Annotated in this window: 14 protein-coding genes; 12 read left to right on the forward strand and 2 right to left on the reverse strand. The window is 37.7% G+C overall.

Going from position 1 to position 14014, the window contains the following annotated elements:
* Nucleotides 1-251: 251 nt before the first annotated feature.
* From H4J39_RS18720 to H4J39_RS18770, 11 genes are all read left to right on the forward strand, one after another.
* A complete protein-coding gene (locus H4J39_RS18720; RefSeq protein ID WP_182229839.1) occupies nucleotides 252-806 on the forward strand; it encodes a DUF962 domain-containing protein in 555 nt (184 codons plus the stop codon).
* Nucleotides 807-1007: 201 nt separating this feature from the next.
* Nucleotides 1008-3722 (forward strand): DNA topoisomerase (ATP-hydrolyzing) subunit A, encoded by a 2715-nt coding sequence (gene gyrA / locus H4J39_RS18725; RefSeq protein ID WP_182229840.1) that lies wholly within the window; start codon nucleotides 1008-1010, stop codon nucleotides 3720-3722.
* A 323-nt stretch (nucleotides 3723-4045) separates the two neighbouring features.
* Nucleotides 4046-5134 (forward strand): 3-phosphoserine/phosphohydroxythreonine transaminase, encoded by a 1089-nt coding sequence (gene serC / locus H4J39_RS18730; RefSeq protein WP_182229841.1) that lies wholly within the window; start codon nucleotides 4046-4048, stop codon nucleotides 5132-5134.
* Nucleotides 5135-5190: 56 nt separating this feature from the next.
* Nucleotides 5191-6534, forward strand: coding sequence for a 3-phosphoshikimate 1-carboxyvinyltransferase (aroA, locus tag H4J39_RS18735; RefSeq protein WP_259368886.1), 1344 nt, complete (start codon nucleotides 5191-5193; stop codon nucleotides 6532-6534).
* A 47-nt stretch (nucleotides 6535-6581) separates the two neighbouring features.
* Nucleotides 6582-7262, forward strand: coding sequence for a (d)CMP kinase (gene cmk / locus H4J39_RS18740; protein ID WP_182229843.1), 681 nt, complete (start codon nucleotides 6582-6584; stop codon nucleotides 7260-7262).
* 122 nt (nucleotides 7263-7384) lie between these two features.
* Nucleotides 7385-9046: a 30S ribosomal protein S1 gene (gene rpsA / locus H4J39_RS18745; protein WP_182181349.1), complete on the forward strand. Its 1662-nt coding sequence runs from the start codon at nucleotides 7385-7387 to the stop codon at nucleotides 9044-9046.
* Nucleotides 9047-9130: 84 nt separating this feature from the next.
* Nucleotides 9131-9436 carry an integration host factor subunit beta gene (ihfB, locus tag H4J39_RS18750; RefSeq protein WP_310649775.1) on the forward strand — a complete coding sequence of 102 codons (306 nt, stop codon included), beginning with the start codon at nucleotides 9131-9133 and terminating at the stop codon, nucleotides 9434-9436.
* Between the two features lie 80 nt (nucleotides 9437-9516).
* Nucleotides 9517-9759: a lipopolysaccharide assembly protein LapA domain-containing protein gene (locus H4J39_RS18755; RefSeq protein ID WP_182229845.1), complete on the forward strand. Its 243-nt coding sequence runs from the start codon at nucleotides 9517-9519 to the stop codon at nucleotides 9757-9759.
* A gap of 6 nt (nucleotides 9760-9765) precedes the next feature.
* Complete coding sequence (gene lapB / locus H4J39_RS18760) at nucleotides 9766-10935, forward strand: lipopolysaccharide assembly protein LapB (protein ID WP_182229846.1); 1170 nt, start codon at nucleotides 9766-9768, stop codon at nucleotides 10933-10935.
* Between the two features lie 151 nt (nucleotides 10936-11086).
* Nucleotides 11087-11788, forward strand: a complete 702-nt coding sequence (pyrF, locus tag H4J39_RS18765; protein WP_182181345.1) for an orotidine-5'-phosphate decarboxylase — start codon at nucleotides 11087-11089, stop codon at nucleotides 11786-11788.
* Nucleotides 11789-11916: 128 nt separating this feature from the next.
* Entirely contained in the window at nucleotides 11917-12222 is a 306-nt protein-coding gene (locus tag H4J39_RS18770; RefSeq protein WP_182181344.1) for a helix-hairpin-helix domain-containing protein, read from the forward strand.
* An 88-nt stretch (nucleotides 12223-12310) separates the two neighbouring features.
* Here H4J39_RS18770 and H4J39_RS18775 read toward each other — a convergent pair whose 3' ends face one another.
* Both H4J39_RS18775 and yhbY read right to left on the reverse strand, forming a co-directional pair.
* Nucleotides 12311-12661: a rhodanese-like domain-containing protein gene (locus tag H4J39_RS18775; protein WP_182181343.1), complete on the reverse strand. Its 351-nt coding sequence runs from the start codon at nucleotides 12659-12661 to the stop codon at nucleotides 12311-12313.
* A gap of 183 nt (nucleotides 12662-12844) precedes the next feature.
* Entirely contained in the window at nucleotides 12845-13141 is a 297-nt protein-coding gene (gene yhbY, locus H4J39_RS18780) for a ribosome assembly RNA-binding protein YhbY (protein WP_182181342.1), read from the reverse strand.
* A 117-nt stretch (nucleotides 13142-13258) separates the two neighbouring features.
* Here yhbY and rlmE point away from each other — a divergent pair, with 117 nt between their 5' ends.
* A complete protein-coding gene (gene rlmE / locus H4J39_RS18785) occupies nucleotides 13259-13885 on the forward strand; it encodes a 23S rRNA (uridine(2552)-2'-O)-methyltransferase RlmE (RefSeq protein ID WP_182229847.1) in 627 nt (208 codons plus the stop codon).
* Nucleotides 13886-14014: the final 129 nt, after the last annotated feature.

Here is a 14014-nt window from a genome sequence, read left to right on the forward strand (position 1 = left end):
TCAGCAGTCTCAGGCTTAACGTTAAATCTACAAGCTACACCCAAATAATCTAAAGAAAGGGGTAACCCGTTCACTTTATGTTGACAAATAAAACCCTGCTTTGGCAGGGTTTTTCGTTAGTTCTGTTGTAAAAAGCAAGATGATATAGTTACTTGGCGCCAAATTGGCTGTAATTGCATCTTGAAGTTTAAGAGCTATAAAGATAAATTATCACTTAAGAGATACGATGCGACAAACCCTAAAAGGTCATTATGAAATCAGTAATAGAACAACTGTCTAGCTATAAAAGCGTTCACTTAAACAGAAAAAATATTCATACGCACTTTATTGGTGTGCCAATGATCATTTGGTCAATTGCCTTATTACTTGCCAGTGTATCCTTTGAAGTAGAATCGTTATTTATCAATAACTACTTAGGCGTTGCACAAGTTAACTTTACTTTAGCCGCCATACTTTCAATTGCTGTGTTTATTTATTATTTAATATTGTCGTTACCTCTTGCGTTATTGGCGTTCATTTTGTTTGGCCCGTTAATGTGGAGTGTTCATGAAGTTGTAAAAGTAGAACATCATCTTATTATTGCAATAAGTGTCTTTATTATTGGCTGGGTGATTCAATTTATTGGTCATCATTACGAAAAAGCAAAACCGGCATTTTTTGATGATATTAACCAATTATTTATTGGACCATTATTTGTAATTGCGGAAATTTATTTTTTATTAGGACAAGGGGGAATATTAGATAAAACAATCACTGAAAAAGCCATTGAAAAACGCCGTATATTTGAACAAAAAAAAGCACAATAATATCTGTTGAGTTAAAATGGTGAACAATAAATAACCACTTGGAAATTAATGACTTTTCAGTGCTACCATTTTAAGTACTTTTAAGATAATAAAGCGGTATGGCATCTCATTAAAAATATGATAGTATGCTGTGTTAATTAATAATTATAATTTCGAAAAAACTTTCAAAATTCTTGCTAAGTTAAGGGATACCATCGACTTATGACCGATTTGTCAAACAATGTTGTACCCGTCAATATTGAAGATGAGCTAAAAAATTCTTATCTAGATTACGCCATGAGCGTAATTGTAGGCCGTGCATTACCAGATGTACGAGACGGCTTAAAACCTGTTCATCGCCGCGTATTATTCGCAATGAATGTACTCGGTAATGACTTCAATAAACCTTACAAAAAATCAGCACGTGTTGTTGGTGATGTAATAGGTAAATACCACCCACATGGTGACACTGCTGTTTACGATACTATCGTACGTATGGCGCAGCCATTCTCATTACGCTATATGCTCGTTGATGGTCAGGGTAACTTTGGTTCGGTTGACGGTGATTCTGCAGCTGCAATGCGTTATACCGAAATCAGAATGTCTAAAATTGCGCACGCTATTTTAGCCGATCTTGATAAAGAAACTGTAGATTTTGTACCTAACTATGATGGTACAGAACATATACCGGTTGTTATGCCAACGCGTATTCCTAATTTATTAGTGAATGGTACTTCAGGTATCGCAGTAGGTATGGCAACAAATATTCCTCCTCACAATTTAACAGAAGTGATAAACGGTTGTTTAGCGCTGATTGAAAATAGTGATTTGACCTTTGAAGAAATATTAGAATACATACCTGGTCCTGATTTTCCTACCGCAGGTATTATCAGCGGTCGCGCGGGTATTGAAGAAGCTTACCGCACTGGCCGTGGCAAAATTAAAATTCGCGCCCGTGCTGATATTGAAGTTCATGAAACTACCGGTAAAGAAACCATCGTTGTTCATGAATTACCTTATCAAGTGAACAAAGCTCGTTTAATTGAAAAAATGGCCGAGCTGGTTAAAGAGAAACGCCTTGAAGGTATTTCAGCCCTTCGCGACGAGTCTGATAAAGACGGCATGCGTATGGTTATTGAAATCAAACGTGGTGAAGTGGGCGAAGTTGTTTTAAATAACTTGTACAAACTCACCCAAATGCAAGTTTCTTTTGGTTTGAATATGGTGGCGTTAACGAATGGCCAACCAAAACTATTCAATATTAAAGAGATGCTTGAAGAGTTTATACTTCACCGTCGTGAAGTTGTTACTCGTCGTACTATCTTTGAATTACGTAAAGCACGAGAACGCGCACATTTACTTGAAGGTTTATCGATTGCTTTAGCCAACATTGACCCGATTATTGAGCTCATTAAAAACTCACCAACACCTAGCGAAGCAAAAGAAAAATTACTTGCTCGTGGTTGGGATTTGGGCAATGTTGCTGAAATGCTTAGTGCTGCTGGTGATGACGCTGCACGTCCTGAATGGGTTGAAGAAGGTTTTGGTATTCAAGACGGTCAATACTTCTTAACCATGCAACAAGCGCAAGCAATATTAGATCTTCGTTTGCATAAGTTAACGGGCTTAGAACACGAAAAAATCTTATCAGAATACAAAGCATTACTCGATATTATTGCTGAGTTATTACATATTCTAGGTTCTCCTGAGCGTTTAATGGAAATTATTCGTGAAGAATTGGAAGCTATTCGTGATGAGTTTGGTGATGCGCGTCGCACTGAAATTACTAACGCTTCGCATGACTTATCGATGGAAGACTTGATCACAGAAGAAGATGTAGTCGTAACCTTATCACATGAAGGTTACGTTAAATATCAAGTACTAACTGACTATCAAGCACAACGCCGTGGTGGTAAAGGCAAAGCAGCAACTAAGATGAAAGAAGAAGATTTCATTGAACGTTTATTAATTGCTAATACCCACGATACTATTTTGTGTTTCTCAGATCGCGGTAAACTTTATTGGTTGAAAGTATTCCAGTTACCATTAGCAAGTCGTACTGCGCGTGGACGTCCAATTGTTAATATTTTACCACTTGATACGGGTGAACGTATTACAGCAATTTTGCCGGTACGTGAATACGAAGAAGACAAGTTTATCATTATGGCAACGGCATCAGGTACTGTGAAGAAAACAGCACTAACGGCTTACAAAAACCAACGTGCAAACGGTATCATAGCCCTTAACTTACGTGACGACGATACCTTAATTGGTGTTGCTATTACCGATGGCTACAATGATATTATGTTGTTTTCAGATGCGGGCAAAGTTGTTCGTTTTAATGAAAAACTTCGTGATAGCGAAACAGGTGAAATCAAGTTAGATCCTGAAACAGGTGAAGAACGCTGGGCATTAAAACCTATCGGGCGAACCGGTACTGGTGTACGTGGTATTAAGTTAGAAGGCGATCAAAAAGTTGTTTCGCTTATTGTGCCAGTAAATGATGGACCAATATTAACGATAACTGAAAATGGCTTTGGTAAACGTACGGCGTTAACCGAATACCCAGCGAAAAGTCGCGCCACTAAAGGCGTTGTTTCTATCAAGGTTAGCGACCGAAATGGCCCTGTAGTTGGTGCTGTTCAAGTTGAAGACTTAGATGAAATTATGCTTATTACTGACAACGGTACATTAGTACGTACCCGTGTTAATGAAGTGAGTGTTATTGGTCGTAATACCCAAGGCGTTCGTATTATTCGAACCGTTGAAGATGAGCATGTCGTTGCATTGCAACGTATTGATGAAATTGAAGACGTTCCAGAAGATTTAGATGAAAATGCACAAGAGCCTTCTGAGTCAACAGAAACGTTAAGTACTTCGACAGAAGTGCCGACAGAAGCTGATGATGAAGAGCTCAATGAAGGCGATAACGAATAGTTACTGCTAAAGACTGAGTTTAAAGGGCGGTTAATCACCGCCCTTTTTATGTTCAGGATGAACGGTATTAAGCAAATGCAGGAGCATATTTGCTGTTATGTTCAGGATGAACGGTATTAAGCAAATGCAGGAGCATATTTGCTGTTATGTTCAGGATGAACGGTATTAAGTAAATGCAGGAGTTACTTCCATTTGATGAGCGGTCTTAGTTTGCCTAATAAGAATGCTGACCAAATTGATGTTGCCAATAAAAATAATTAAAATAGTTTGACCAAGTGCATCGACAAGCGTTTTTAAAATTTTGATAGAAGGTGTTGTGTTATATGTCTCAAATATTTAACTTTTGTGCTGGTCCTGCCATGTTACCTGTAGAGGTTATGAAAAAGGCACAAGCAGAATTCGTCAACTGGCAAGGTACGGGTAGTTCTGTCATGGAACTGAGTCATCGTAGTAAAGAATTTATGGCGGTGGCAGCAAAAGCCGAAGCTGACTTACGCGATTTAATGGCAATACCTGAAAATTATAGTGTACTGTTTTGTCACGGTGGCGGTAGAGGCCAATTTTCTGCGGTACCTTTTAATTTATTACCTGAAGGTAAGTCAGCTGATTATATTATTTCTGGTTCTTGGTCGAAGTCTGCGGCAACAGAAGCTGAACACTATGGTGATATAAACCGTATTGATGTTGTGAGTCAAGTTAATGGCGAAACGCATGTTTTATCTAGTGATGAATGGGGTTTAAACCCCAATGCTGCATTTGTACATTATTGTCCAAATGAAACAGTTGATGGTATCGAAATGTTTGATATACCAGAAACTCATGGTGTGCCGCTTGTTGCTGATATGTCATCAACCATTTTGTCTCATGAAGTTGATGTGAGAAAATTTGGGCTTATTTATGCCGGCGCGCAAAAAAACATTGGTCCATCAGGTCTAACTATCGTTATTGTCCGTAATGATTTATTAGGTAATGCTCAATTAACAACCCCCTCAATTATGAATTATGATCTGTTAGCTAAAAATAACTCAATGCATAACACACCACCAACTTATGCATGGTATTTAGCGGGTTTAGTTTTTGAATGGTTAAAAAGCCGTGGTGGTGTTAAAGAAATTTCAAAAATTAATAAACAAAAAGCTGAGCTTCTCTATAGTTATATCGATAATAGTGAATTTTATCAAAATCATATTGAAGCAGAATTTCGCAGTTTGATGAATGTGCCGTTTTGGTTAACGGATGAAACGTTAAATAGTGAGTTTCTCAAGCAAGCTGAAGCACAAGGATTAATGGCATTAAAAGGCCATCGTATAGTAGGAGGCATGCGTGCGAGTATTTATAACGCTATGCCGCTAGCGGGTATAATAGCCTTGGTTGCTTTTATGAAAGATTTTTCCGCTAAAAATAGCAAGTAATAATAAGTAAGGTTATGTCCTTACCCATAAAACAAAAATTAATTAATGGAAAAAAAATGTCACAAGCAAAAAAAACATTAACTATCACCACAGGCCTTGCCGGAAAAGTATCCGGAGATATCATTGTACCGGGTGACAAGTCATGTTCGCATCGCTCTATTATGTTCGGCTCTTTAGCTGAAGGTATCACGCATGTTTCAGGTTTTTTACCCGGAGATGATTGTTTAGCGACGATGAATGCGTTTAAAGCGATGGGCATAAAAATTGAAGGTCCTGACGAAAATCAAAATGTTGTTATTCATGGTAAAGGTTTACGTGGTTTAACTGCGCCAAATGAAGCATTAAATATTGGCAATTCAGGTACTACAATACGATTAATGTCTGGGTTGCTCGCTGGGCAAAATTTTGCTTGGCAAATGTCGGGTGACAGCTCCTTAAATAAACGTCCAATGGGGCGTGTGGTCGATCCATTAAAATTAATGGGGGCTGATATTTCTGCGGCAGAAAATGGTACGCCACCAGTTATTTCTCAAGGTGTTGGCGAAGGACAAACCTTAAAAGCGATTCATTACGACTTACCCATGGCGAGCGCACAAGTCAAGTCATGCGTACTTCTTGCTGGTATTTATGCTGACGGTATCACGTCTGTAACAGAGCCAGGTATTACGCGTGATCATACTGAACGTATGTTAACCGCCTTTGGTTACCCAGTGACGGTTGAAGATACGGCTATAGGTAAAAAAGTCTCTATTGAAGGCGGACATAAATTAACGGCTTGTGATATTCAAGTACCGGGTGATATCTCATCGGCAACCTTTTTTATGGTGGCGGGTTTAATTGCTAAAGAAGGACAGTTAATTATTCGCAATGTCGGCATGAATCCAACCCGCATAGGTGCCATTAATATTTTGCAACAAATGAATGGCGATTTGAGTATCATCAATGAACGTATGGCTGGCGGAGAGCCTGTCGCCGATGTTGTGGTTAAATCATCACAATTAAAAGGCATTGATATTAATGAACGCGATGTTCCTCTTGCTATCGATGAGTTTCCTGCAATATTTATTGCTGCCGCCTGTGCCAAAGGTACAACACGTTTACGTGGCGCAGAAGAATTAAGAGTAAAAGAAAGCGATCGCATCCAAGCTATGGCTGATGGCTTAAAAGAATTAACGATTGACTGTACCGTTTTTGACGACGGTATAGATATTGTGGGTGGGCAATTAACATCAGGGACTATTCATAGTCATGATGACCACCGTATTGCCATGTCTTTTGCTATTAGCTCATTACGAGCTACTGGTGAAATTAAAATTCTAGAGTGTGACAACGTAGCGACTTCGTTCCCTAATTTTGTCACCTTAGCAAACCAAGTGGGACTAACACTCAATCAAGCGTAAATTAAGTTACTCACTTAATTTTAACTTGCTTTAGTGTAGATAAAAATATGATAGAACAAATACCGGTAATAACTATAGATGGACCTAGTGGTGCAGGTAAGGGCACAGTTGCACGATTAGTTGCAGAGCAACTTGGCTGGCACTTACTTGACAGCGGAGCTATTTATCGTGTGCTTGCAGTCGCAACGTTGCATCATCATTTAACGCTTGAAGACGAAGAATCACTGATCCCTATTGCTGCTCATTTAGATGTGCAATTTGAAATAACCAGTAAAGGTGATGGAAAAGTCATTTTAGAAGGCGAAGATGTTAGCAACAGTATACGTACAGAAGAAGTTGGCGCTATTGCTTCAAAAATAGCCGCTTTTCCTCGCGTTCGTGAAGCGCTTTTACGTCGTCAACGTGCTTTTAAAGTAGCGCCTGGGCTTGTCGCTGACGGACGAGACATGGGTACGGTCGTGTTTAGCAATGCGCCAGTTAAAATATTTTTAACTGCTTCTGCCGAAGAACGCGCACAACGACGATTTAATCAGTTGAAAGACAAAGGCTTTGATGTTAAAATCGGGCGCCTTCTGGATGACATACGTCAGCGTGATGAGCGTGATGAGACCCGTACGGTCGCTCCACTTATCCCAGCAGAAGGTGCGTTAATTGTTGATTCTACTGACCTTTCTATTGATGAAGTGGTTACTAAAATTTTAACATTTGCCAATGGTAAGTTAACGTAAACGAAGCTAATTAGCTTCAAAATCAACCTATAGCCTACTGTAAGGATGCACTGGGCAACTATTTAATAACCCCATGAAACAATGATGTTGACTGGATTAATAACTGAGTTTATATGCAAGTTATGACTGAAAATTTCGCACAACTATTTGAAGAAAGTTTAAAAGAAATCGAAACACGCCCTGGTTCAATCATCAAGGGTACTATCGTAGCCATAAACAAAGACAATGTAATTGTTGATGCTGGCCTTAAATCTGAAAGTGTTATTGACATTAACCAGTTTAAAAACAACGCTGGCGAAGTTGATGTTAACGTTGGTGATGAAGTTGACGTTTCTCTTAAAGCTACAGATGACGGTTTCGGTGAAACGATTCTTTCTCGTGATGACGCAAAACGTCACGAAGCATGGCAAGTGCTTGAAAAAGCATACGAAGAAAAAGAAACTGTTATCGGTGTTATCAACGGTAAAGTTAAAGGTGGTTTCACGGTTGAAGTTAGCGATATTCGTGCTTTCTTACCGGGTTCATTAGTAGATGTTCGCCCAATTCGCGATACAACTCACCTTGAAGGCAAAGAATTAGAATTTAAAGTTATTAAGCTTGATCAAAAGCGTAATAACGTTGTTGTTTCTCGTCGTGCCGTTATCGAATCTGAAAGCAGCGTAGAACGCGATGCATTGTTAGAGTCATTAGCTGAAGGCCTAGAAGTTAAAGGTATCGTTAAGAACCTTACTGACTACGGCGCATTCGTAGACTTAGGCGGCATTGATGGTTTACTACACATTACAGATATGGCTTGGAAGCGTGTTAAGCACCCAAGTGAAATCGTAAATGTTGGTGATGAAATACAAGTTAAAGTATTGAAATTTGACCGTGAGCGCACTCGTGTATCTCTAGGCATGAAGCAGTTAGGTGAAGATCCATGGGTAGCAATCGCTAAGCGTTACCCTGAAGGCGCTAAACTTACTGGTCGTGTAACTAACTTAACTGACTACGGTTGTTTTGTTGAAATTCAAGAAGGCGTTGAAGGTTTAGTTCACGTTTCTGAAATGGATTGGACTAACAAGAACATCCACCCATCTAAAGTTGTTAATTTAGGTGACACGGTTGAAGTTATGGTATTAGAAATTGACGAAGAACGTCGTCGTATTTCTTTAGGCCTTAAACAGTGTATCGCTAATCCTTGGGAAGAGTTTGCTAAGAACTTCAACAAAGGCGACAAAGTATCAGGTAAGATCAAGTCAATTACTGACTTTGGTATCTTTATTGGTCTTGACGGCGGTATTGATGGTCTTGTTCACTTATCTGATATTTCATGGGCTGGCGGCGAAGAAGCTGTTCGTGAATATAAGAAAGGCGATGAAATCTCAGCTGTTGTATTACAAGTTGACCCAGAGCGCGAACGTATTTCTTTAGGTGTTAAACAAACTGAAGATGATCCGTTTAATCAGTACCTTGCAGATACTAAGAAAGGTGCTATTGTTACAGGTAAGGTTATCGAAGTAGATGCTAAAGGCGCTAAAATTGAATTAGCCGAAGGCGTTGAAGGATACTTACGTGTATCTGATATTTCTAGTGAGCGTATCGAAGATGCGTCAACTGAATTATCAGTTGGTGATAGTGTTGAAACTAAGTTTATGGGTGTGGATCGTAAGAACCGTGCTATTAGCTTATCAATCAAAGCTAAAGACCAAGCAGAAGAGCGTGAAGCTATGGATAACCTAAACCAAGTTGAAGAAACAGGTTTAAGTGCAATGGCTGCAGCGTTTAAAAACGCTAAAAACTAATTTAGTCACTTGAAGGTGAGAAGTGTTTGAAATATATCACTTCTCTTCGTTTAAAATCCATTGGTAAGAAGCTACTTCAAACCAGTGAACACAGGAGGTCAAATGACCAAGTCTGAACTTATTGAAAGATTAGCCGATAAATTAAGTCATTTATCAGCGAAAGATGTTGAACAATCTATTAAAGAAATCTTAGAAATGATGGCGCAAACCTTGTCAAAAGGTGAACGTATTGAAATTCGTGGTTTTGGTAGTTTTTCATTACACTTTCGTGCTCCTCGTGTTGGACGTAACCCTAAAACTGGCGAATCCGTTGAGTTGGCAGGTAAATACGTTCCTCATTTTAAACCCGGTAAAGAGTTACGTGAAAGAGTAAATCTTTCAATCGCGTAATTGATAAATTATCAATAAAACGGCATGCTATAATGGTATGCCGTTTTTTTTAATCTAATTTTCATCATAGGTAACTTATTGTGCGTATTTATATTACAGCGTTTTTACTTTTCATCTTATTAGTCATCGCTTTTATTTTTGGTAGTCAAAATGAGCAGACGTTAACGTTGAATTATCTCATCGCCCGAACTGAATTATCAGTTGCTGCGGCTGTAAGTTTATTTACCACTTTAGGCTTTGTACTTGGATTACTCTTTGCATTATTATGGAAGTTTGTTCGAATGATAAAACCTAAAAAGTCATCTTCTAAAGAATCAGTGTAAAATTATATGTTAGAACTATTGTTCTTATTACTTCCTGTTGCAATGGGCTATGGTTGGTTCATGGGCCGTAATAGTGTTAAGCAAAATGATCATTCAGCTAAACAAGCTTTATCGATAAAATACTCTACAGGTTTAAATTATTTATTATCAAATCAACAAGATAAAGCTATTGATTATTTACTCGAGGCACTTAAAGTTGAGGATGATACCGTTGAAGCACATTTTGCTATGGCTAATTTATTTCGCCGCCGTGGTGAGCTCGACCGTGCTTTAAAAGTGCATGAGCACTTAGTCAGACAAAAACATTTACCCGCTAAAGACAAGCAACAGGCTGCTTATGAGTTAGGTAAAGATTTTTTTAGTGCCGGTTTATACGATCGCGCTGAAACCATGTTTGAAAAACTCCTTAAATCAAAACACTATGGCTTAAAATCCCTTGATTATTTAATGCGAATTTATCAATCAACGAAAGATTGGACAAAAGGTATTAGTCATAAAAAAGCGATAGTAAAAACAAAAGATAAAAAACTTCTTCATAATTTGGCCAATTTTTATTGTGAATTGGCGACAATAGCTTTAGAAGAAGACAACTTTATTGAGGTGATTGAGCTACTAGAACTGGCTTTAGCTTATGATGCTAATTCTTGTCGTGCAAATTGGTTATTAGCTCGAATTTACGAAAAGCATCAACAATATAATGAAGCCTGTCGTTGCTATCAAGACATCTACCTTCAAGATAAAGAATTTTTTCCTGATGTTATTAATGAAATGCAACATTGTTATCATCAGTTAGATGCTGACGATGAATATTTTAAATTTATTAGAAAAGTTTATGATGAAACCGGTGGTTCAAGTGCACTAATTAAGTACTTGAGTCATATTGAAGCTAAGTACGGTAATGAAAAAGCGAAAGAATTTATTTTACTTGCGTTGAAAAAACGCCCAACCATTAAAGGTTTTAAGCACTTTATCAAAATGCAGATGGTTAACTCTACCGAAAAAGATAACACTGAAAATTTAGATATGATTAAAGAATTAATCGCTGCCTATTTGAATTTAAAGCCTCGATATAGTTGCAGAACCTGTGGTTTTAATAGCAGTAAACATTACTGGGCTTGTCCCTCATGTCATGACTGGGAACAGTTAAAACCAGTGCGGGGCCTTGAAGGAGAATAATTTCATATTTCTTCGCCCTAAGACTCAATAGCGTCTTCAAAAGTACTCACTGACTTTCGTCAGCTCCGTGCTTTTTGTTTGCTCTTGAACCTTAGGACTTTGAACTCAAAAATTATTAAAGAATTAAGAATTAAGAATTAAGAATTAAGGAATGAGTATGAATGACGCAAAAGTAGTTGTTGCCCTAGACTTTGATAATAAAGAAGATGCATTAGCATTTGTTGATAAAATTAATCCAAGCGACTGTCGGTTGAAAGTAGGCAAAGAAATGTTTACTCATTTTGGACCTGCGTTTGTTAAAGAATTGACGGGTCGTGGCTTCGATGTCTTTTTAGATTTAAAGTTTCATGATATTCCTAACACCGTAGCAAAAGCGGTAACCGCTGCTGCAGAGATGGGGGTGTGGATGGTTAATGTTCATGCCAGCGGTGGTCTTGAAATGATGAGTAAAGCTAAACAAGCATTAGAAAAATATGGTGAAAAAGCCCCATTACTTATTGCTGTCACTGTTTTAACCAGTATGAGTAAAGAAGACTTACTCGGCTTAGGTATTACGCGAACACCAGCCGAGCAAGTGATGCTGCTAGCAAAATTGACAAAAGAAGCTGGCCTTGATGGTGTTGTCTGCTCAGCACAAGAAGCAAAAATTCTTAAATCAGCATTAGGTCAGGATTTTAAACTTGTCACACCAGGAATAAGACCTGTAGGTGCTGCCTCTGATGATCAAAAACGTATTATGACACCAGAGCAAGCGGTTGCTGTTGGCGTTGATTATTTAGTGATTGGCAGACCGATTACTCAAGCTGAGAATCCGCAGCAGGTTTTACAGTCTATAAACGCATCACTGGGTTAGCATAAAGTTTTTACTGTGATTAATTGACAAAACCAAGATTCGATCCTAAAACTATTAACGTCTCATTAATGAAATATTAACTTTTATTTTTCGAGGCGTAATGGAAACGATAACAAAAGGAAAGGATCATGATAAAAATTTCAAAAGTTTTGCTGACCTGCTTAATATTTATTTTTTCTTCATTAAGTGTTGCTGAAAATACGCGTAGTAACGATCTCAGTCTAAATATGAAACAAGTTGATGAGCGTATTGATATCAACCATGCAGACATTGAAACCTTATCTTTATTGAAGGGTATAGGTGTCAAAAAAGCTGAAGCAATCATCAAGTACCGAGATGAAAATGGAAAATTTATGTCAGTAGAAGACTTGTTAAATGTCAGTGGTATTGGCGAACAAATCTTAGTGTTAAATAAAGCAAAACTGACAATATAATTACCTTTAATAAAGGGCAAAAGGCGAGATAATTAATTTTATCTCGCCTTTTTATTTTGGGTAATGCAATATCGTTAGTTTTGCTGAGTTAACTTTTCTTTTGTGCTGTACACACATCATTATGCGGGCAAATAATAGCCCAAACATTTTTATAACCTAAACGTGTTAATTGCTCTGCAGCAAGGCTTGCACGACCACCGGTGGCACAGTGGAGATAAATGTGCTGATTTTCGTCAGTGGTGTGGTTTGTAATACTCATCTCTAGAATACCACGTGGTACATTGATTGAATTTAGAACAGGGCTATCGGTAACTTCTTGGGGTTCACGCACATCAATGAATAAGCTGCTTTTTTGTGGTAATAAATAAGCATCTTTTGCAGTAGTCGTTTGAATACTGCGTCGGACTTCCGATATGAGTTCCGGTATCGTTTTTAACATGTAATCAACCTTAATGATTAAAATAGCCATAATTATGTATTTTTAACATCTGGCCTTGATAATCACCATATTAGGCTTCGCTAATTTAGATGTCAATAATGTAGTACCTGTAGCCAAAATTGATTAAGATAAATTTTAGACATAAAAAAAGAGCCGAAGCTCTTTGATATAAGAATGTAGCGATTAAATTTTCGGTACTCTTATTTTCTTTTCAGGTGATTGGCGATAAATAATTAACGTTTTACCAATAACTTGAACTTTAATCGATGCAGTTTCACGACAAATAGCTTCAACAATTAATGCTTTACTATCGCGATCATCAGTCGGGATTTTAATTTTGATTAATTCATGATGATTTAAAGAATAATCAATTTCGGCAACTACTGCCTCTGTTAAGCCGTTGTTACCCAATAAAACCACTGGTTTCAATGGGTGCGCAAGACCTTTTAAATACTGTATTTGTTTTTTATTTAGGCTCATTAACAATTTTCGTTACAAGTTAGCTTGAATTAATACTATTTTACCTCCATCTAGTCTGTAATACTAATAAAACGTTAAATCGTTTTGCATTATTAACAAATTAATTAAGTTATATTAATGAGTAAAAAGAAATTAAGTAATAGTAGTACCCGTTGGATGCAAGAGCATTTTGATGATGAGTACGTAAAAAAGGCTCAAAAACTCGGAGTGCGCTCTAGGGCATACTTTAAAATTGAAGAAATAAACAATAAAGATAAGTTGATCAAAAAAGGGATGAAAGTTGTCGACTTAGGTGCAGCACCTGGTGGTTGGTCTGAATTTGCTGTTAAAGCAGTAGGTGACAACGGACAAATCATCGCTTGTGATATTCTTTCAATGGATCCCATTGCAGGTGTTGATTTCTTGCAAGGTGATTTTAGAGAGGAGCCAGTACTTGATGCATTACTAACACGTATTGGTGGCAAAGATATCGATGTTGTGATGTCTGATATGGCTGCAAACTTTACAGGCAATGAAAGTGCTGATGCAGCAAGAAGTATGTATCTTGTCGAATTGGCATTAGATATGTGTAACCAGGTATTAAAGAAAAATGGCGTTTTTGTTGTTAAAGTCTTTCAAGGCGCTGGATTTGAGCAGTTTATACAAGATTTACGAGGTGCATTTAAGACAGTAAAAACTCGCAAGCCAGATTCATCGCGTGCACGTTCGCGAGAAGTTTATTTAGTTGCTACCGGATTTAAATAGCTCCTAGCGATAAATTATAGTAAATTACATCATATCAGCTTAAATTTTTAGGTTGATTTCAGAACTAACCATTTATCTGTGCTAGTTAATGGTTAAGTAAAAGTTCATTCAAAGTTACAAGAGGTCATT

Source organism: Colwellia sp. Bg11-12, from assembly GCF_014076955.1.
Lineage (GTDB): Bacteria > Pseudomonadota > Gammaproteobacteria > Enterobacterales > Alteromonadaceae > Colwellia_A.

Bases quoted from the DNA above. Each gene is read 5' to 3' on its own strand.
- H4J39_RS18720 (WP_182229839.1), top strand. From the start codon at position 252: ATGAAATCAGTAATAGAACAACTGTCTAGCTATAAAAGCGTTCACTTA.
- gyrA (WP_182229840.1), top strand. From the start codon at position 1,008: ATGACCGATTTGTCAAACAATGTTGTACCCGTCAATATTGAAGATGAG.
- serC (WP_182229841.1), top strand. From the start codon at position 4,046: ATGTCTCAAATATTTAACTTTTGTGCTGGTCCTGCCATGTTACCTGTA.
- aroA (WP_259368886.1), top strand. From the start codon at position 5,191: ATGTCACAAGCAAAAAAAACATTAACTATCACCACAGGCCTTGCCGGA.
- cmk (WP_182229843.1), top strand. From the start codon at position 6,582: ATGATAGAACAAATACCGGTAATAACTATAGATGGACCTAGTGGTGCA.
- rpsA (WP_182181349.1), top strand. From the start codon at position 7,385: ATGACTGAAAATTTCGCACAACTATTTGAAGAAAGTTTAAAAGAAATC.
- lapB (WP_182229846.1), top strand. From the start codon at position 9,766: ATGTTAGAACTATTGTTCTTATTACTTCCTGTTGCAATGGGCTATGGT.
- pyrF (WP_182181345.1), top strand. From the start codon at position 11,087: ATGAGTATGAATGACGCAAAAGTAGTTGTTGCCCTAGACTTTGATAAT.
- H4J39_RS18770 (WP_182181344.1), top strand. From the start codon at position 11,917: ATGATAAAAATTTCAAAAGTTTTGCTGACCTGCTTAATATTTATTTTT.
- H4J39_RS18775 (WP_182181343.1), bottom strand. From the start codon at position 12,661: ATGTTAAAAACGATACCGGAACTCATATCGGAAGTCCGACGCAGTATT.
- yhbY (WP_182181342.1), bottom strand. From the start codon at position 13,141: ATGAGCCTAAATAAAAAACAAATACAGTATTTAAAAGGTCTTGCGCAC.
- rlmE (WP_182229847.1), top strand. From the start codon at position 13,259: ATGAGTAAAAAGAAATTAAGTAATAGTAGTACCCGTTGGATGCAAGAG.